We start from the raw sequence: 17,562 nt of genomic DNA on the forward strand, positions 1-17,562 counted from the left end.
CGTGGCGGTCCGCCCGAGGTGCTGGAGACCCGTGGCGGTCCGCCCAGGGGTGCCGGGGCCCGTGGCGGTCCGCGACCTGGCGGGCCCGCGGCGGCCGGTCCCTCAGATCCGTCGTCGCGCCTTCCGCGCCCGGCGCACCACGGCGGCGGCGCCGAGCAGGGCCACCGTCGCACCCGCGGCACCCGCCGCCGTCGCGTCCTTGCGGCCCAGGCGCCGACCGGCGACCGTGTGCCGTCCGGCGACCTCTTCCAGCAGCTCGGCGAGCACCTCTTCGTTGGTGTACGCCGGCCGCCACCCGGCGTCGTGCAGCCGGCTGCCGCTGACCACCCAGGGGTACATGGTGTACGCCAGGTCGCCCGCCGGGGACGGGGTCAGCCCGATCCGGTGCAGCCGGGCCGCCGCCCCCAGGGCGACCGCCGAGGGCAGCTCCATCCGGCGGATGCCGCTGAGCTCCTCGACCTCCTCCTGCTCCAGCCAGCCATCGCAGCCGACGGCCAGCTCGCCCTCGACCTTCTCCAGCACGGCGTACTCCAGCGCGCTGCACAGGTCCTCGACGTGGCAGAACTGCCACGCGGGCCGCGATCCGGCCACCACGAGGAGCCGGGGCGACTCGAAGTACCTGGTCAGCGCGGTGTCCGTGCCGCCGACCAGCACGGCGGGGCGCGCGACGGTCACATTGAGACCCGGGTGGGCGCGCGGCGCCCGGCGCGCGAGGCGCTCGATCTCCAGCAGGTCGCCGACCCCGGTGGCCTCGGCCGTGGCCCGCAGCTCGGCGTCCTCCGACAGCGGCAGCTCGTTGTCCGGCAGCGCGCCGTAGACCATCGAGGACGTGCAGAGGACGACCCGATGGACGCCGGCGGCCGCGGCGGCGGTCAGGACCGTCTGGGTCCCCCGGACGTTGTAAGCCGTCCGGGCGGCCGCATCGGTCTCGAGGTCGAGGTCGAGGGCGAGGTGCACCACCACGTCGGCGCCGCGCAGCTTGTCGGCGATGGCCGGGTCCCGTACGTCCAGGATGTGCCACTGCGCCTGAGCGCAGTCGCCGCGCCGCTCGTCGATCGCGACGACCTCCTTGACCTCCTCCGACGCGGCCAGCCGCTCGGTGAGCAGCGCTCCGACGCCGGTCGCGGCACCGGTGACCGCGACGACGGGTCCGCGCGGCGCGGGGCCGCCGGAACTGGTTGACTGGTTTCGCGCTGCGCGAACCTGCGGATCTGGGGAACTCACCGGGCGTCTCCAGCGGTTGTCTTCAGTACGGGCGCGAGCGACGCGTACGTACCAGGTGGCATCCATCCTGCCGCAGGCCGTCAGTCGGCGAAGCACCGAGGCCCGATCCGCCCATGGTGTCTAGGCTGGGTGGTGATGTCGGGCAGCCGTGCCGCCGGAAAAGAGACCGGCGGCCCTACCAGCCGAGGAACCCCGTGAGTGACACCCCATTCGGATTCGGCCTTCCGCCGGAGGAGCCGGACGACGGCGACGAGGGCAAGAAGAAGGACCAGCAGAGCGGTGGTGGCCAGGGACCTGCCAACCCGTTCGGTTTCGGCGTGCCCGGAGCTGGAGGCCTTGGTGGCCCGGGCGGTCCAGGTGCCGACAACCCGTTCGCTGCCATGTTCGGGTCGCTGAACCCCACCGACCTGGGCGCCGCGTTCCAGCAGCTCGGCCAGATGCTCTCCTACGAGGGCGGCCCGGTGAACTGGGACATGGCCAAGCAGATCGCCCGCCAGACCGTCTCGCAGGGCGCCCCGGACGGCTCCAAGGACGCCAGCGTCGGCCCCTCCGAGCGTGGTGCCGTCCAGGAGGCCGTCCGCCTCGCCGACCTGTGGCTCGACGACGCGACGGCCCTGCCCTCGGGCTCGGGGACCGCGGTGGCGTGGAGCCGCGCGGAGTGGGTCGAGGCGACCCTGCCGGCCTGGCAGGAGCTGGTCGACCCGGTCGCCGAGCGCGTGGGCACGGCCATGGGCGACGTGCTGCCGGAGGAGATGCAGGCCATGGCCGGCCCGCTGATCGGCATGATGCGCTCCATGGGCGGCGCCATGTTCGGCACGCAGATCGGCCAGGCCGTCGGCGTGCTCGCCGGCGAGGTCGTCGGCTCATCCGACATCGGTCTGCCGCTCGGCCCGGCCGGCCGGGCCGCGCTGCTGCCGGCCAACGTGGAGCGGTTCGGCAAGGACCTGGGCGTCCCGCAGGAGGAGGTGCGGCTGTATCTCGCCCTGCGCGAGGCCGCCCACCAGCGCCTGTTCGCGCACGTGCCGTGGCTGCGCTCGCACCTGTTCGGCGCGGTCGACGGCTATGCGCGCGGCATCAAGGTGGACACGGCCAAGCTGGAGGACGTGGTCGGCCAGTTCGACCCGCAGAATCCGGAGCAGTTGCAGGAAGCGCTCCAGCAGGGCATGTTCCAGCCGGAGGACACCCCGGAGCAGAAGGCCGCGCTGGCCCGGCTGGAGACGGCCCTGGCGCTGGTCGAGGGCTGGGTGGACGCGGTGGTGCACGCCGCCGCCAAGCCGCGTCTGTCCTCGGCGGACGCGTTGCGCGAGACGCTGCGCCGCCGTCGCGCCTCGGGCGGCCCGGCGGAGCAGACCTTCGCCACGCTGATCGGTCTGGAGCTGCGCCCGCGCCGGCTGCGCGACGCCTCCCGCCTGTGGGCGTCCCTGACGGACGCGCGCGGCGTGGACGGCCGGGACGCCCTGTGGTCCCACCCGGACATGCTGCCCAACGCCACCGACCTGGACGACCCGGACGGGTTCGTGCACCGCGAGCACATGGACTTCTCCGAGCTGGACAAGATGCTCGGCGAGGCGGCGGACAAGCCCGATCTGAAGAAGTCCGACCCGCAGCAGCCGGAGCAGAAGGACAGCGGCGAGGGAGAGAGCAAGGGCGACGGCACCGAGTGAGCCTTCACGACGACGCGGTCCTGGTCCTGAAGGACTACGAGGGCCAGGACGCGCTCCGGCAGGTCTACCTGGACCATCTGGCCACGCACCCGGACGGCATGTGGAAGGCCTGCGCGGACGGGCACATCACGGCCAGCGCCCTGGTCGTCGACCCGTCGCGCGACCGGGTGCTGCTGACCCTGCACAAGAAGATGCGCATGTGGCTGCAGATGGGCGGCCACTGCGAGCCCGGCGACGAGAGCCTCGCGGCATCGGCCCTGCGCGAGGCCACGGAGGAGTCGGGCATCACCGGCCTGACCCTGCTGCCCGGCGGGCCGGTGCGGCTGGACCGGCACCACACGCCCTGCGCCTGGCACCTGGACGTCCAGTACGCGGCGGTGGCCCCGGCGGGGGCCGTCGAAGCGATCAGCGACGAGTCCCTGGACCTGCGCTGGTTCGGCTACGACGAGGTCGCGGACGTGGCCGACGAGTCGGTGCTGCGCCTGATGGAGGCGACCCGCGCCAAGGTCTGAGCGGCGCACAGGCAAGGGGCGGCCACCCGGTGGCCGCCCCTTGCGACTGTCCCTCTTGAGTCCGACTCCCGGACGGCCGTCAGCTCCAGACGTTGCCCTGGTTCTGCCCCCGGGCCCCCTGCTGGCCCATGCCGTACTGCGCGGCGAGGCCCGAGCCGATCTGGGCGTTCTGCGGCGGCAGCAGCTCGCTGGGCTGCACGAGGGCGTAGCCGCTGCCCATGAAGCTCAGCTCCCAGCCCTCACCGGTGCTGCCGCGGCGCCGCCACACCCCGGAGGAGTGGGTCTGGGCCTGCATCTGCACCCGCAGACCGGTGGACCAGGCGACGATCGCGTCGGCGTCGCAGTTGACGTACTTGTCGGGCGTCACCTGCATCAGCAGCGGCATGCCCGAGGTCATGAGGGCGACCTTGCCGCGACCGGTGATGTTGAGCTGGTACTTCCCGGAACCGGAGATGCCGTAGAGGCTGTCGACGGCGATGACCTCGTGGTGCAGCGAGGAGTCCATCGCGAGCACGTAGCTGCTGTCGACGGTGAGGCCGTCCTGGTCGACGTCCATGAGGTGGACGTGCTGCTTGAGGTTGGCGAGGTAGACCGTGCCCTGCCCGTGGCAGCGCATCAGGTCCAGCCCCTCGCCGGTGTTCGCACGCGCGCGTGACTGCTCGCGGCTCTGGTACTCCGCGTCGAACTCGACGAGTCCCTGGTAGGCGACCATCGTGCCCTTGCGGGCGAGGATGTCGTCGTGGCCCTCCAGGGCGACGCGCAGCATCTGCTTGTTCTGCAGGCTCCAGCGTTCCTGGGTCTGCTGCTCGTTGTAGGTGAAAAGCGGGCTCTGCATGGTGTTTCTGCTCCCCCTCAGCCCCGGGCCCGGAGACGGTCCGTGCTGTCCTCGCTGGGCTGGACGACGACGATGCCCTGACCGGAGAAGGCCATCTGGTAGGCCTCGCCGCTGCCGCGGCCGATCAGCGACTGGGCCTTGAAACTGCGCTTGCCCTTCACCTTGAGGTTCGGGGACCAGGCGACGAGCGCGTCGGGGTCGACGTACGTCTCGTCCTCGCCGCCACCGCAGTCGACGACGATCGGCTTGCCCCGGGAGGTCAGCGCGACCCACCCCTGCCCGGAGATCCTGGTGTTCCACAGGCCCTGGCCGGCGAACTTGGCCAGGCCCTTGACCCGTTCCACGCCCCACGAGAGGTGGGCGTCGAAGGCGAGCAGGTTGGTGGCGTTGACGGAGATGCCGTCACCGTTGAGGTTGATCACGACGACGTTGGCACCGTAGTCGGCGAGGTAGAGCAGGCCGTCGCCGGAGCACTTCATCAGGGGCGCGCCCTCACCGGTGAGCCAGTCCTTGGCGATCTGGCGCACGGCCGGCGGGTTGGGCTCGTACTGGATGAAACCCTCGTAGGCGACCATCGAGCCCACGCGCGCGAGGATGTCGTTCCCGGTCTGCATGGCGACCTTCAGCATGTGGTTGCCGTGGTTCTCCATACGGGCGGCTGCGGGTGCGGGGGCGTAGCCCGCGAGCGGCTGGTTCATGTCGGGCTCTCCCTCAGATCTCGTACGGCTGGACGACGATGAAGTTGCCGGGCGCTCCCCGGAACTGGAGGTTCACGCTCTCGCCGGTGTCGCCCGCGTAGGAGTTCCGGCGCATCCGCACCTGGCTGGAGACGACCACCTGAGCCGCCGCCGACCAGGCCACGACGGCGTTGCAGTCGGCGAACGTGGTGGGGGTGACCGGCAGCACCACGGGCGTGCCGTGCGTCTTCACGACGATCGTGCCGGTGCCCTGGAACTGCATCGTGAACAGCGCGCCGCCCGGGATGCCGTGCCCCTCGATGCGGCGGATCTCGTAGGTGAGGCTCTCGTCGAAGGCCAGGACGTTCTCCGCGGAGACGCACACGGCGTCGCCCTGGAGTTCGATGGGGTGCAGCATCGTGGAGTCCTCGGCGAGGAAGACCTGCCCCTTGCCGGTGCAGCGCATCAGCTGCATCTCCTGGCCGGTGGCGTTGCCGGCGACCCGCCCGGCGAACCCGGCGCCCTTGTAGCTGAAGTCGACCTTGCCCTGGTAGAGCACCATGCTGCCCTGTCGGGCCAGCACGGGCTGCTCGCCGATGCCGAGGTCGACGCGGATCATCTTGCGGTTCTGCTGGGTCCAGCGCTGGCCGGTGGGCGTCTCGCGGTACTGCTCCAGCGCGGCGGCCACACCGGGGCCCTGCGGGGCGCCCTGGGGCATGCCCTGCGGTACGCCCTGGGGCGCGCCATAGGGGGCGGCCTGCTGGCCGGGCGGCTGGCCGTACGGCGGTGGCTGCTGGCCGTAGCCGGGAGGCGGGGTGGGCTGGCCGTACCCCGGGGGCGGGGTCGGCCGCCCGTAACCGGGCGGCGGCGTGGGGGCCTGCGGCGCGGGCGGCTGCGGCGGCGACTGCGGCGCGTGCGGGGCCTGGGGTGCGCCGGGTGCGTGGAATGCGTTCGGTGCCTGGGGCTGGGCGTAGCCCGGGGGCAGCGGGGCGCTCTGTCCGGGGACCTGGCCGTGCTGCGGCTGCTGGGGGCCGGGGTGGCCGTGCGGCTCGGGGGCCGGGGCGGGAGGTGGCACCGGGGAGCCGGCGGACGGGGTGTGCAGCGGCGCGACGACGGTCGGCGCGGCGTGCACGTGCGTGCCCGGTGCCGGGGGCGGCGGGGTGGCACCCTGCGGCGGGGCGAATCCCTGGGCCGCGGGCTGCGGCGCGGGAGACGGGGGCGGCGCCGGCGCCGGCGCGGGTTCCGGTGTGGACGGCACGCCGAACGCCGGGGGTGCCGCGGCCTGCGCGGGCGGGGCGAAGCCCGGGGCGGCCCCGGCCTGCGGCTGCTGCGGCGCGGACGGCTCTTCCTCGGCCACCTCGCCGCCGAAGTTCTTCAGCAGGGCGTCCAGCCCGCCGTCGAAGCCCTGGCCGACGGCGGCGAACCGCCACACGTCCTTGAGGTAGAAGTCACCCAGCATCACGGCGCGCTCGGTGGAGAACTCCGACCCGCTGAAGGGATAGCGGGCCACCTCCTCGCCGCCCGCGACGATCCGGATGTACCCGGGCCCGACCTGTGACATCTGGCCTGCGCCGTCGAGCGTCGCCGTGAAGGACAGCTTCTGGATCTGCGGCGGGATGCGGTCCAGCGTGACCCGGAAGGACTCCGTGTCGCCGGCCTGGGCGCCCAGGAGCTGAATGGCCTCCTCGGGAGACTTCGGCTGGTTGTAGAAGATGAAGTAACGGTCGTCCGAGAGCCGCTCGTCGGCGTCCAGACCGAAGCAACTGATGTCGAAGGTCAGCCCGGGGCCACCGATCTGCACGCCTACGTACAGATCCGTGCCCGCGGTGAGGTCACTGATCCTGGCCTTGTGGCCGCGTTGGAATTCCCTGGCCATGCGTACGACCGTCCCCCATCCCGAATGCGAGTGCGTCGCGCCAGGCTAACGGCAGTCGCGGACAACGGGACAAGCCGGTACGGGCCCTGTGGACGAAGTCGGTACAGACCCGGGACACAACGCTCGCGCGGCTGTGGCGGACGGCCGGCCGACGCCCCACCCCGCCGCCCCGCTACTCCCGGCGCGCTCCGGGAACGTGCGGCAGCCGCTCGGCGGCGACCACGCCCTCGAGGTAGCCGCGGGCCCGCTCGGTCCGCGGGTAGGCCTCCAGCAGCCGCCAGAAACGGGGTCCGTGGCCGGGCACGAGCAGATGCGCCAGCTCGTGCAGGAGGACGTAGTCGATGACGTACTCGGGCATGCCCTGCAAGCGGTGCGACAGGCGGATGCTGCCCTCGGCGGGGGTGCACGACCCCCAGCGCGTGTTCTGGTTGGTGACCCAGCGCACCGAGCGCGGCCGGGCACGGCCCTCGAAGTACTGGGCGGACAGCCGCCGCGCCCGTTCGGCCAGCTCGGCGTCGCCGAGGACCCGTTTGCTCTCCTGGGCGGCCAGCTTGTCGAGCATGACGCTCACCCAGCGCTGTTCCTCCGCCTCGGACATCCGTGCGGGGATCAGCACGACGGTACGATCGCCCTCCCGGTACGCGGAGACCGTCCTACGGCGACGGGTGCTCCTGCGGACCTCGATCGCGCTCGCCTCCGGTCCGCCCGGCGGCGGAGGGGTCGGCTTGCGCTGGGGCGTTCCGGCGCGGTGCAGTGGGTCGGCGGACACGCCGCCGACGTTACCGGCTGCAACCGGGGAAGTCCCGGCTCCGGGACGCTTCGATGCGGCCACCCTCCGACCGTCCGATTCGTAGGACTGCCGGATCATCTGTGTGCGTGGAGGGGGGCCGCACGACTGCCGCATCACAGTGACCGCAGTTGGATCGCGGTGAGCACAGCGGGGTCGCGGTGACCGCAGTGGGGGCGCGGTGCGCACTGCGGGGTCGTGGCGACCGCAGTTAGTACGACAAACACCCCCGGCCTGTGGACAACGTCCGACGCCCGCCACCGCGACCGGGCATGCTGGCTCGTGCCGGCACGGCTGCGACCGACCGGGCCGGCAACGGTGAGTTCCATAGGTACGGGGGCCTGTCATGCATCCGATGGTCAAGCCCGCGCTCCGGCGCGGCTGGCGTGATCTCAACACCGTGCAGTTCGGGATGACCCCGGCGCACGCGCTGACCCTGGGACCGGTGGACACGGCCACGGGCAGCTTCCTGGACCTGCTCAACGGCACCCGCGGTCCCGCGCTGCTGCGCGAGGAGGGGCGCCGCATGGATCTGCCGGACGGCCATGTCGAGCGCCTGGTGGAGCGGCTCGCCGGCGCCGGGCTGCTCGACGACCCGCACGGCGGCGGGCCGGAGGCCGACGTCCTCCGCCAGAAGCCGGAGGTCCTCGACCGGCTCCGTCCCGACCTGGCCGCGCTGACCCTGACGACCACCGAGCCGGGCGACGCCTTCCGGCGGCTGGCGGCGCGCCGCTCCCTGCGCGTCCAGGTGCGAGGCGCGGGCCGGGTCGGCGCGGCCCTGGCCGCACTGCTCGCGGGCGCGGGCGTCGGAGAGGTCGACGTGCGCGACGTCGGATGCGTCGAGCCCTGGGACGTCGCCCCCGGCGGGCTGCCGGCCGAGTCCGTCGGCGCCCGGCGGACCGAGGCGGCGCGGCGGGCCGTGCGCCGGGCGGCCCCCGACCGGCCACCGCGCCGCGGCGGCTCGACGCCGGCCGAGGACGGCGACCCCGGTTTCTCCCTGGTCGTCCTCGCCCCGCGGGACGACGTCGCCGTGCACGCCCCCGATCCCTCGTCCGCCGAGCCGCTCATGGCCTCCGGAACACCCCATCTGTATGCCGGAGTGGTGGAGGGAACCGGCGTGGTCGGCCCCCTGGTCCTGCCCGGCGAGACGAGCTGCGCGGGCTGTCTGCACGAGGACCGCACCGACCGGGACCCGGTGTGGCCCCGTCTGGTGGCACAGTGGAGCTCGGGCACCCGGCGCAGAGTGGGTCCGTGTGATCTGACGCTGGCGACGACGGTCGCCGGGCTGGCCGCCACGCACGCGCTCGCGTTCCTCGACGGCCACCTGCCCTCGAGCGCCGGCGCGCGATGGGAGGTCTCGGCGCCCCATCTGACCTGGCACGCGCGACCGGTGCCGGCGCATCCCGCATGCCCCTGCGCGGCGGCGGAGAAAGGTAAGCAGGAACACACCTCCATGGACGGGGAGCGGCGCGAGACAATGACGGAGCAACCGGCGTCGGCAGCACGTCGTAAGGCAGGCGCGGCGCGGCCGGCTGGGACTTGGAGGGCGCATGTCTGATCTTCCCCGGAAGGCGGTCACCCGGACCGCCAAGCTCGCCGCGCTCCCGCTCGGCTTCGCCGGGCGGGCGACCTGGGGATTCGGCAAGCGAATCGTCGGCGAGTCGGCGGAGCTGGTCGGCCAGCAGTTGCAGCAGCGCACCGCCGAGCAGTTGTTCAAGGTGCTCGGTGAGCTCAAGGGCGGCGCGATGAAGTTCGGGCAGGCCCTGTCCGTCTTCGAGTCGGCGCTGCCGGAGGAGATCGCCGGTCCCTACCGCGCGGCACTGACCAAGCTCCAGGAGGCGGCCCCGCCGATGCCGACCCGGACGGTGCACGCCGTGCTCGGCGAGCGGCTCGGCGAGGACTGGCAGGAGCTGTTCCTGGAGTTCGAGGACAAGCCGGCCGCGGCGGCCTCCATCGGCCAGGTGCACCGGGGCGTGTGGCACGACGGCCGCGAGGTCGCCGTCAAGGTGCAGTACCCGGGCGCGGGCGAGGCCCTCCTGTCCGATCTGAACCAACTGAGCCGCTTCGCCCGCCTGTTGGGGCCGCTGATCCCGGGCCTGGACGTCAAGCCGCTGATCGCGGAGCTGCGCGACCGGGTGTCGGAGGAACTGGACTACGACCTGGAGGCACAGGCCCAGCGGAAGCACGCCACCGAGTTCGCGGACGACCCGGACATCGTCGTGCCGGACGTGGTCCACCAGTGCGAGCAGGTGCTGATCACGGAGTGGATCGACGGCATTCCGCTGTCCGAGATCATCTCCGACGGCACCGAGGAACAGCGGGACCGGGCCGGTCAGCTCCTGGCCCACTTCCTGTTCTCCGGACCGGCCCGCACCGGCCTGCTGCACGCCGACCCCCACCCCGGAAACTTCCGCCTGCTGCCCGGGGGCCCCGCCGGGGAGGACGACTGGCGGCTGGGCGTGCTGGACTTCGGCACGGTCGACCGGCTCCCGGGCGGTCTGCCGCTCCCCATCGGCGAGTCGCTGCGGATGACCCTCGACGGCGAGGCGGAGAGCGTCTATGAGCTGCTCTGCGCGGAGGGCTTCGTCAAGGAGTCGATCGATCTGGACCCCGACGCCGTCCTGGACTATCTGCTGCCGATCATCGAGCCGGCCAGAGTGGAGGAGTTCACGTTCACGCGTGGCTGGATGCGCAGCCAGGCGGCCCGGATCGGGGACATCCGCTCCCCCGCCTACCAACTGGGCAAGCAGCTGAACCTGCCGCCGGCCTATCTGCTGATCCACCGGGTGACGCTGAGCACGATCGGCGTGCTGTGCCAGCTGGGAGCGACGGTGCGGCTGCGCGAGGAGCTTCAGGAGTGGCTTCCGGGCTTCGTGCCGGAGGCGCCGGACCAGGAGCAGGCCGCGGCCGAGGCTTAGACCGGGCGGGGGGCACGGGCTACCACCAAGGGGAATCCAGTCGTCCCTCGATCGATCTGAGGTGCTCGCGCGAGCAGGCCTCGCAGACATAGCGACGGCCCCCCTGCTCCACCGAGCAGGTCCAGGTCGGCGGCGGGCCCTCCGCCGTGGTGCCGCAGCGGGCGCACACGACAGGTCCGGGCCCGACACCGGCAGCGCGGTCGGCGTCGGCTCCGCCGGTGTCTTCGTCGCCGGGGCATCCGTCGCCTGTGCCGCGGGCACCGGGATCGCTCGTCATCCCGGTGACGATAGCGCCGGGCGGGGCGGGTGAGTGGAAAGCACCGCGGGGGCCGGTCCGCATCGGACGGACCGGCCCCCGCGGGGAGAGCTTCGCCTCCCTGCCGGGAGGCCACCGCTTCGGGTGGGGACGGTTACTGCATGACGGCCATGGCGAGCGCGCGCCGGGCACGCAGCGAGGCGCGCTCGGCCCGGCGCTGCATCCGGCGGGCGGTCACCAGGCGCACGGCCCGGCGCTCCTGCTCGGCCTCGTGCAGGCGCTGGCGCATATGCGCACGGGCCAGGGCTTCTGGGATGAGTTGCATCTCTCGGGTCCTGTTCTGGCGCGTGTCGTTCGCGCCGCTGGTAAGGAAGTCTTCGGTCGCGGAGCCTGCGGGCTCGTGAGTGGACGGCTTCATCGGGGCCTGCTTCGCGGGGTCGTGCGTGAGGGGGCGGTCGATCGTTCCTGCGGTGTTCATGCCGTGACCGGGTTCTTGCGCGGGCGGCCACGCGGCCGCTTCCGGGCGACGACGACACCCTGGACGAACAGCTCGCCACCCCAGACGCCCCAGGGCTCGCGCCGCTCCTTGGCGCCGGCGAGGCAGGCCTCCATCAGCGGGCAGGTGCGGCACAGGGACTTGGCGTACTCGACGTCCGCCGGCGACTCCGCGAAGAAGACCTCGGGGTCGTACGAACGGCACGGGACGGGCACACCCAGGTTCTCGATGGCGTCGTCGAGCGCGGTCAGCGCGGTCAGGGGGGTCAAGGAGTCCTCCGGGACGGGCTTGGGGATCGTGTCGGAAGGCGGTACGGACGGGGCGTGCGCTTCGAGTTGCACGGGTCGTCTTCCTCGTCTGGTCGTTCCGGCCGGTTGGCCGGGGGCGGCTGGTACCGGGTTCTTTTCTTGTCCCGAGGCCCCTTCGCTCCGTCATCCACGTTCGTGGACAAACAGAAGGGCCGCGGATCCCGGATGGGGTTCCGCGGCCCTGAAGGCGCCGGCCTGATCGGCGATCAGGCTGGATCACTCCAGGGTTCAGGCCCACGGAAGGCCCACATCAGGTGGTGCTGCGTCGTCTGCTTCCGGAATCCGGCACCGGTCGCCGCAAAGGCATAGGCCTGCGCCTGTGCCGCTACTGCTGCCGCTTCCAGTGCCTTGGTCGGTCGCTCATTGCGCTCGCGGACGGGCAGGCCCGCGGGAGCAAGGGAGGACGCCGGACGCACGGCACGGATGCCGGACAGACCGGTGCCCGGGTTCGAGGCGCCGAGAATGCACAGGGAGACGGTCGAGCGATCGGTCATTTTCACGATGGTGCTGGTGATGATGTTGGTCACTGGACTCGCCTCCTCTCGGCGTCTCGGGGGACCAGGGTGAACCGGTCCACGGATATGCAAGTACAACACGGACTCAGGGCCTCCGGGAAGGCCGCTGTTCCCGTGTCCAAGAACCTATGGGGATTCCTGGGGCATGCGCAAACTATTTTTTCGACGAGTTCGTTTCAGCCGTCCTCGTCAACTCCGCTGACGGGCCTGCCCGCACAGATGGCCAGGACGTCGGCTCCGTAGCGGTCGAGCTTGCGGGCGCCGACCCCGGGGATGCGGGCCAGTTCGCGGTCGTCCTCGGGGACGGATTCGGCGATCGCCATCAGTGTCTTGTCGGTGAAGACGCAGAAGGCGGGCTGTCCGGTGCGCCGCGCCTGGGCCTCGCGCCATGCGCGCAGCCGCTCGTAGACCCCCTCGTCCATGTCGGAGGGGCAGTCCTCGCAGCGCATCAGCTTCATCTCGCCGGCGTCGGTGAGAGTCCGCCCGCAGACCCGGCACCGGGCCGGGGTGCGCTGTCTGCGGCGCGGGGCGGCGACCGCGGAGGCCGGTCCGCCGCCACGCGCGGAGCCGCGTTCGACGCCTCCGGGACCGCCCGTCGCCGCTCGGCCCGCCATGGCGCCCGATCCGGGGCGCAGACCGTCGAGGAAGCGGCTCGGACGGCGGTTGGGGCGGCTGCCCGGCGAGCGGGCCAGCGCCCAGGACAGATGCAGCCGCTCACGCGCGCGGGTGACGCCGACGTAGAGGAGCCGGCGTTCCTCCTCGATCTGCTCGTCCGTCTTCGCATAGGTGATCGGCATCATGCCCTCGGCGACGCCGACCAGGAAGACGACGTCCCACTCCAGGCCCTTGGCCGAGTGCAGGGAGGCCAGGGTGACGCCCTGCACGGTCGGGGCGTGCTGGGCGTTGGCCCGCTCGTCCAGCTCGGCGACGAGGTCGCTCAGGGTGGCGCCGGGTCTGGCGGCGGCGAAGTCCTGCGCGAGGCCGACCAGCGCGGCCAGCGACTCCCAGCGTTCCCGCACCGCCCCCGATCCGGCCGGGGGCTGCGGGGTCCAGCCCTCACCCGACAGCACGGCCCGCACCTGTGAGGGCAGGTCGACGGCGTCGTCCAGCAGGGAGTCGTTGCCCCCGAAGCGGGCCGCGCCGCGCAGCGCGACACCTGCTTTGCGCACCTCGGGCCGGTCGAAGAAGCGCTCGGCACCCCGGAGCTGGTAGGGCACCCCGGCGTCGGCGAGGGCCTGTTCGTAGGTCTCGGACTGGGAGTTCGTGCGGAACAGCACCGCTATCTCCGCGGCCGGGACGCCCGAGTCGATCAGCTCGCGGATGCGGCGGGCCGCGCCCTCGGCCTCGGCGGGCTCGTCGGTGTACTCCACGTATTCGGGCTCCGGGCCCGGGGGGCGCTGGGAGATCAGCTCCAGCCGGTGGTCGGCGGCCCGGCCGCGGGCCTGGGCGAGCAGGCCGTTGGCCAGGTGGACGACCTGCGGGGTGGAGCGGTAGTCGCGGACCAGCTTCACCACGGTGGCGCCGGGATGACGGACACGGAAGTCGAGCAGGTGGTCGGGGGTTGCGCCGGTGAACGAGTAGATCGTCTGGCTGGCGTCCCCGACCACGCACAGGTCGTCGCGGTCGCCGAGCCACAGCTCCAGCAGACGCTGCTGGAGGGGGCTCACGTCCTGGTACTCGTCGACCACGAAGTGCTGGTACTGGGCGCGGACCTGTTCGGCGACGTCCTGCCGGTCCTGGAGGACGGCGACGGTCAGCAGCAGCACGTCCTCGAAGTCGATGACGCCACGCCCGCGCTTGAGGTCCTCGTAGGCGGAGTAGAGCTGGGCGATCTCGGCGGGGTCGCGGGGAGCCTCCCGGCCGGCCTTGGCGGCGGCGAGCTGATAGTCGGCCGGGACGGTCTGGGTGACCTTGGACCACTCGATCTCGGCGGTGACGTCGCGCAGCTCGCCGCGGTCGAGGCGGATGCGGCAGGCGGCCGCCGCGTCGGCCACCAGCTGGACCTTGCGGTCCACGAGGCGGGGCAGGGAGCCACCGATCGCTTTCGGCCAGAAGTACTGGAGCTGGCGCAGGGCCGCCGAGTGGAACGTGCGGGCCTGGACGCCGACGGCACCGAGCTGGCGGAGCCGGCCGCGCATCTCGCCCGCCGCGCGGTTGGTGAAGGTGACGGCGAGCACACTGGAGGGCTGAAGGATCCCCGCCCGCACCCCGTAGGCGATGCGGTGGGTGATCGCCCGGGTCTTGCCGGTGCCGGCGCCCGCGAGCACGCACACCGGGCCGCGCAGCGCGGTGGCGACCTCGCGCTGCTCGGGGTCGAGCCCTTCGAGCACCGCGTCGGCCGAGTCCGGTACCTGCGGGAAGAGAGGGGAGTGCGTTGCTGCTGTCACACCGCCATGCTGCCAGGTCGGCGGAGACGGGTGCGCAGGTTGTCCACAGGTGCGCCCCGTTAGTCGTACCAATGCGGCAGGCGCCGGCGCGGCAGGGGTTCCCGTGGTGCGGGCGGGGCCGCCCGCGGGAATGGCCGGGCCCTCGCGTACGTTCCACCACTGCGAACACGCACCCTCCCCGAGCCGTTCGAAGGAGCGCGAGAGACATGCCGGGCACTGTGACGATGTACAGCACCACGTGGTGCGGCTACTGCCGTCGGCTGAAGAGCCAGATGGACCGCGAGGGCATCGCGTACACCGAGATCAACATCGAGCAGGACCCGGAATCCGCCGCGTTCGTCGAGAAGGCGAATGGCGGAAACCAGACGGTCCCGACCGTGCTCTTCCCGGACGGTACGACGCTCACGAACCCGTCGCTGGCCCAGGTGAAGCAGAAGATCGGCGCGTAAACGGTACGCCCATGACGAAGGGGTGGCCGTCCCCGACCGGGACGGCCACCCCTTCGTCGCGTCTCGGACGGAGTCATCGCGTCTCGGACGGAGTCATCGCGTCTCGGACGGAGCCGTCGCGGCTCGGACGCCGTCGTCGCGGCTCAGAAGACGCTTCGCGTCGGCAGCGGCTTGCCGTACCACAGCTCGATCAGGCGGGCGGCGATGGAGATGCCGTAGGGCGGCAGCACCTCGCCCGTCTCGAAGGCGGCGGTCAGTTCGTCGCGGGAGAACCAGCGGGCCTCCTGGATCTCGTCGCCGTCGACCTCGATGTCGGTGGACGTGGCCCGGGCCATGAAGCCCAGCATCAGACTGGACGGAAAGGGCCAGGGCTGGCTGGCGACGTACTCGACCTGGCCGACGGTGACACCGGCCTCCTCCTGGACCTCGCGGCGCACCGACTGCTCGACGGACTCGCCGGGCTCGACGAAGCCGGCGAGGGTGGAGAAGCGGCCCTCGGGCCAGTGGACCTGCCGGCCGAGCAGGATCCGGTCCTGCTGATCGGTGACGGCCATGATCACGGCGGGGTCGGTGCGCGGGTAGTGCTCGGCGCCGCAGGCGGGGCAGCGGCGGATGTGGCCGGCCGCCGCGATGACCGTGCGCTCGCCGCAGCGGGAGCAGAAGCGGTGGGTGCGCTGCCAGTTCTCCAGGCCCACCGCGTGCACCATCAGGCCCGCGTCGCGCGGCGACAGCAGCAGCCCGGCCTCGCGCAGGCCCGCCGGGCGCGCGGACTGGTCCATGCGGCCGGGCAGGGAGTCCTTCTGGAGGGCGAAGTAGCTCACGCCGTCCTCGTCCATGCCGAGGAAGTAGCGGTGCGCCTCGGTGAGGGGCGCCTCGAAGGAGGGGGTCATGACGAGTTCCGTCCGCCCGTCGGGCGTCTCGTCGATGAGGACCTGTCCGCCGGAGACCACGAAGCAGCGCGTGGAGGGGTGGCTCCACGCCGCCGCGAGCCAGGCCTCGTCGAGCCGGTGGTGTGCGGCCCGGTCGATGCCGCTGGGCGCGGTGAGCGAGATGGGGCGGTCGGCGGTGTGGTCGGTCCAGGTGGTCACGGGTGCTTCCAACTCCCCCGGTGCAGCGGTTGTTTCGGCGGGCGGTTCGGCGGGTCGTACGGAAAGTGGTGACCGGGTCCGCGAGGGCTCGGCGGTGCGGGGCGGCGCTTCCAGTGTGCCCCGCGCGGGACGCCGGTCCGGACGGCCCGGGACCCTCAGGGCGCGTGACGCCAGTGCTCGGCCAGGTCGCCCCACAGGTACGCGGACGTCTCCACCCCCTTGAGCAGCAGGTCCAGCTCGACCTTCTCGTTCGGAGCGTGCCAGCCGTCGGAGGGGACGGAGATGCCCAGGAAGAGCACCGGAGCGTCGAGGACCTCCTGGAGGTCGGCGGCCGGTCCCGAGCCGCCCTCGCGGGTGAAGCGGACGGGTGTGCCGAAGGCTCGGCTCATGGCGCGGACCACGGATTGCAGCGCCGGGTGGCCCAGCGGCGTCAGGCACGGGCGCGTGGCGGCGCCGAAGGTGATCTCGCTGCGGATGCCGTCGGGCACCTGACCGGCGGCCCACTCGCGGACGGCCTTCTCGACCCGGTCCGGGTCCTGCCCCGCGACCAGCCGGAAGGAGAGCTTCACCATCGCCGAGGACGGGATGATCGTCTTGTTGCCGGGTCCCTGGTAGCCGCCGCCGATGCCGTTGACCTCGGCTGTGGGGCGGGCCCACACCCGCTCCAGCGTGGTGTAGCCGTCCTCTCCGTGGACGGCGTGCGACCTGGCGGTGCGCAGCCACTGCCCCTCGTCGAAGGGCAGCTCGGCGAAGAGCGCGCGCTCCTCGTCCGTCAGCTCGATCACACCGTCGTAGAAGCCGGGGATCGCCACGCGCGCGTGCTCGTCGTGCAGGGCGGCGACGAGCCGGGCGGCGGCCGTGGCCGGGTTCGGCACCGCGCCGCCGAAGGAGCCGGAGTGGAGGTCCTGGTCGGGGCCGTACAGCCGGATCTCGCACTCGGCGAGGCCGCGCATGCCGGTGCAGACCGTGGGGGTGTCCTCGGACCACATGCCGGTGTCGGAGACGATCACCGCGTCGGCGGCCAGCCGCTCGGCGTGCTGCTCCACGAGCGCCCGGAAGTGCGGTGAGCCGGACTCCTCCTCGCCCTCGATCAGCAGCTTGAGGGTGACGGCCGGGGCCGTGCGGCCGGTGGCGGCGAGGTGGGCGCGCACGCCCAGGGTGTGGAAGAACACCTGGCCCTTGTCGTCGGCCGCCCCGCGCGCGTAGAGACGGCCGTCGCGGACGACGGGCTCGAAGGGGTCGCTGTGCCAGCCGTCCTCGCGGGCGGCGGGCTGTACGTCGTGGTGCCCGTAGACGAGGACCGTGGGGGCGTCCGGGTCGGCGGCGGGCCACTCGGCGTAGACCGCCGGGGCGCCGGGCGTCTCCCAGATCTCGGCCGTCGGGAAGCCGGTCGCGGAGAGCCTGGCGGCGAGCCACTCGGCACTGCGGCGTACGTCGGGCGCGTGGTCGGGCTGGGCCGATATGGACGGGATGCGCAGCCACTCGGCGAGGTCGTCGAGGAAGGCGGCGCGGTGCTGCGCGACGTACGTGCGGACGGCGCTGACGGCACTGTCAACGGGCTTGCTCATGG

Annotated in this window: 16 protein-coding genes; 5 read left to right on the plus strand and 11 right to left on the minus strand. The window is 72.6% G+C overall.

Translation table 11 applies throughout. The annotated features are described in order from the left end of the window. Window positions 1-102 precede the first annotated feature (102 nt). Complete coding sequence (locus tag ACZ45Q_RS00950; RefSeq protein ID WP_468253651.1) at window positions 103-1,224, minus strand: SDR family oxidoreductase; 1,122 nt, start codon at window positions 1,222-1,224, stop codon at window positions 103-105. 194 nt (window positions 1,225-1,418) lie between these two features. Between ACZ45Q_RS00950 and ACZ45Q_RS00955 the strand changes: the two genes are divergently transcribed. Together ACZ45Q_RS00955 and ACZ45Q_RS00960 are read left to right on the plus strand one after the other, a co-directional pair. Further along, entirely contained in the window at window positions 1,419-2,888 is a 1,470-nt protein-coding gene (locus ACZ45Q_RS00955) for a zinc-dependent metalloprotease (protein ID WP_468253652.1), read from the plus strand. Further along, the gene (locus tag ACZ45Q_RS00960; protein ID WP_468253653.1) at window positions 2,885-3,400 is read left to right on the plus strand and encodes an NUDIX hydrolase; all 516 of its coding nucleotides are present in this window, start codon (window positions 2,885-2,887) and stop codon (window positions 3,398-3,400) included. The genes ACZ45Q_RS00955 and ACZ45Q_RS00960 overlap by 4 nt, the downstream gene beginning before the upstream one ends. Before the next feature lie 79 nt (window positions 3,401-3,479). On the opposite strand, the gene ACZ45Q_RS00965 is transcribed toward ACZ45Q_RS00960, so the two are convergent. From ACZ45Q_RS00965 to ACZ45Q_RS00980, 4 genes are all read right to left on the minus strand, one after another. Then, a complete protein-coding gene (locus ACZ45Q_RS00965; protein ID WP_468253654.1) occupies window positions 3,480-4,235 on the minus strand; it encodes an AIM24 family protein in 756 nt (251 codons plus the stop codon). Between the two features lie 17 nt (window positions 4,236-4,252). Then, window positions 4,253-4,933: an AIM24 family protein gene (locus tag ACZ45Q_RS00970; RefSeq protein ID WP_468253655.1), complete on the minus strand. Its 681-nt coding sequence runs from the start codon at window positions 4,931-4,933 to the stop codon at window positions 4,253-4,255. Between the two features lie 13 nt (window positions 4,934-4,946). Continuing rightward, the gene (locus ACZ45Q_RS00975; RefSeq protein ID WP_468253656.1) at window positions 4,947-6,788 is read right to left on the minus strand and encodes a TerD family protein; all 1,842 of its coding nucleotides are present in this window, start codon (window positions 6,786-6,788) and stop codon (window positions 4,947-4,949) included. Window positions 6,789-6,960: 172 nt separating this feature from the next. After that, complete coding sequence (locus ACZ45Q_RS00980) at window positions 6,961-7,557, minus strand: M48 metallopeptidase family protein (protein WP_468253657.1); 597 nt, start codon at window positions 7,555-7,557, stop codon at window positions 6,961-6,963. Between the two features lie 364 nt (window positions 7,558-7,921). Between ACZ45Q_RS00980 and ACZ45Q_RS00985 the strand changes: the two genes are divergently transcribed. Together ACZ45Q_RS00985 and ACZ45Q_RS00990 are read left to right on the plus strand one after the other, a co-directional pair. Continuing rightward, entirely contained in the window at window positions 7,922-9,133 is a 1,212-nt protein-coding gene (locus tag ACZ45Q_RS00985; RefSeq protein ID WP_468253658.1) for a ThiF family adenylyltransferase, read from the plus strand. Continuing rightward, on the plus strand, window positions 9,126-10,493 hold the full coding sequence (locus ACZ45Q_RS00990) for an ABC1 kinase family protein (RefSeq protein WP_468253659.1): 1,368 nt from the start codon (window positions 9,126-9,128) through the stop codon (window positions 10,491-10,493). Before ACZ45Q_RS00985 ends, ACZ45Q_RS00990 begins: the two co-directional genes overlap by 8 nt. Window positions 10,494-10,903: 410 nt before the next feature. Here the strand turns inward: ACZ45Q_RS00990 and ACZ45Q_RS00995 are convergent, their stop codons facing one another. The 4 genes from ACZ45Q_RS00995 to ACZ45Q_RS01010 all read right to left on the minus strand — a co-directional run bounded on the left by ACZ45Q_RS00995 (window position 10,904) and on the right by ACZ45Q_RS01010 (window position 14,455). Next, on the minus strand, window positions 10,904-11,227 hold the full coding sequence (locus ACZ45Q_RS00995; protein WP_468253660.1) for a hypothetical protein: 324 nt from the start codon (window positions 11,225-11,227) through the stop codon (window positions 10,904-10,906). Then, window positions 11,224-11,586: a WhiB family transcriptional regulator gene (locus ACZ45Q_RS01000; protein ID WP_468253661.1), complete on the minus strand. Its 363-nt coding sequence runs from the start codon at window positions 11,584-11,586 to the stop codon at window positions 11,224-11,226. Before ACZ45Q_RS01000 ends, ACZ45Q_RS00995 begins: the two co-directional genes overlap by 4 nt. Before the next feature lie 173 nt (window positions 11,587-11,759). Next, on the minus strand, window positions 11,760-12,047 hold the full coding sequence (locus tag ACZ45Q_RS01005; RefSeq protein ID WP_468254273.1) for a hypothetical protein: 288 nt from the start codon (window positions 12,045-12,047) through the stop codon (window positions 11,760-11,762). A 197-nt stretch (window positions 12,048-12,244) separates the two neighbouring features. Continuing rightward, a complete protein-coding gene (locus tag ACZ45Q_RS01010; protein ID WP_468253662.1) occupies window positions 12,245-14,455 on the minus strand; it encodes an ATP-dependent DNA helicase UvrD2 in 2,211 nt (736 codons plus the stop codon). A 206-nt stretch (window positions 14,456-14,661) separates the two neighbouring features. Between ACZ45Q_RS01010 and ACZ45Q_RS01015 the strand changes: the two genes are divergently transcribed. After that, a complete protein-coding gene (locus ACZ45Q_RS01015) occupies window positions 14,662-14,904 on the plus strand; it encodes a mycoredoxin (RefSeq protein WP_468253663.1) in 243 nt (80 codons plus the stop codon). Window positions 14,905-15,047: 143 nt separating this feature from the next. Here ACZ45Q_RS01015 and nudC read toward each other — a convergent pair whose 3' ends face one another. Both nudC and ACZ45Q_RS01025 read right to left on the minus strand, forming a co-directional pair. Then, on the minus strand, window positions 15,048-15,992 hold the full coding sequence (gene nudC / locus ACZ45Q_RS01020; protein ID WP_468253664.1) for an NAD(+) diphosphatase: 945 nt from the start codon (window positions 15,990-15,992) through the stop codon (window positions 15,048-15,050). Between the two features lie 155 nt (window positions 15,993-16,147). Beyond that, a complete protein-coding gene (locus ACZ45Q_RS01025; protein WP_468253665.1) occupies window positions 16,148-17,560 on the minus strand; it encodes a dipeptidase in 1,413 nt (470 codons plus the stop codon). Window positions 17,561-17,562 lie beyond the last annotated feature (2 nt).

The sequence above is a fragment of the Streptomyces sp. NPDC031049 genome, from assembly GCF_055571015.1.

Excerpts from the sequence above, each read along its gene's own strand:
- ACZ45Q_RS00985 (WP_468253658.1), top strand. The coding sequence starts at position 7,922 with ATGCATCCGATGGTCAAGCCCGCGCTCCGGCGCGGCTGGCGTGATCTC.
- ACZ45Q_RS00970 (WP_468253655.1), bottom strand. The coding sequence starts at position 4,933 with ATGAACCAGCCGCTCGCGGGCTACGCCCCCGCACCCGCAGCCGCCCGT.
- ACZ45Q_RS01005 (WP_468254273.1), bottom strand. The coding sequence starts at position 12,047 with ATGACCGATCGCTCGACCGTCTCCCTGTGCATTCTCGGCGCCTCGAAC.
- ACZ45Q_RS01015 (WP_468253663.1), top strand. The coding sequence starts at position 14,662 with ATGCCGGGCACTGTGACGATGTACAGCACCACGTGGTGCGGCTACTGC.
- ACZ45Q_RS00975 (WP_468253656.1), bottom strand. The coding sequence starts at position 6,788 with ATGGCCAGGGAATTCCAACGCGGCCACAAGGCCAGGATCAGTGACCTC.
- ACZ45Q_RS01025 (WP_468253665.1), bottom strand. The coding sequence starts at position 17,560 with ATGAGCAAGCCCGTTGACAGTGCCGTCAGCGCCGTCCGCACGTACGTC.
- ACZ45Q_RS00990 (WP_468253659.1), top strand. The coding sequence starts at position 9,126 with ATGTCTGATCTTCCCCGGAAGGCGGTCACCCGGACCGCCAAGCTCGCC.
- ACZ45Q_RS00965 (WP_468253654.1), bottom strand. The coding sequence starts at position 4,235 with ATGCAGAGCCCGCTTTTCACCTACAACGAGCAGCAGACCCAGGAACGC.
- ACZ45Q_RS00995 (WP_468253660.1), bottom strand. The coding sequence starts at position 11,227 with ATGAACACCGCAGGAACGATCGACCGCCCCCTCACGCACGACCCCGCG.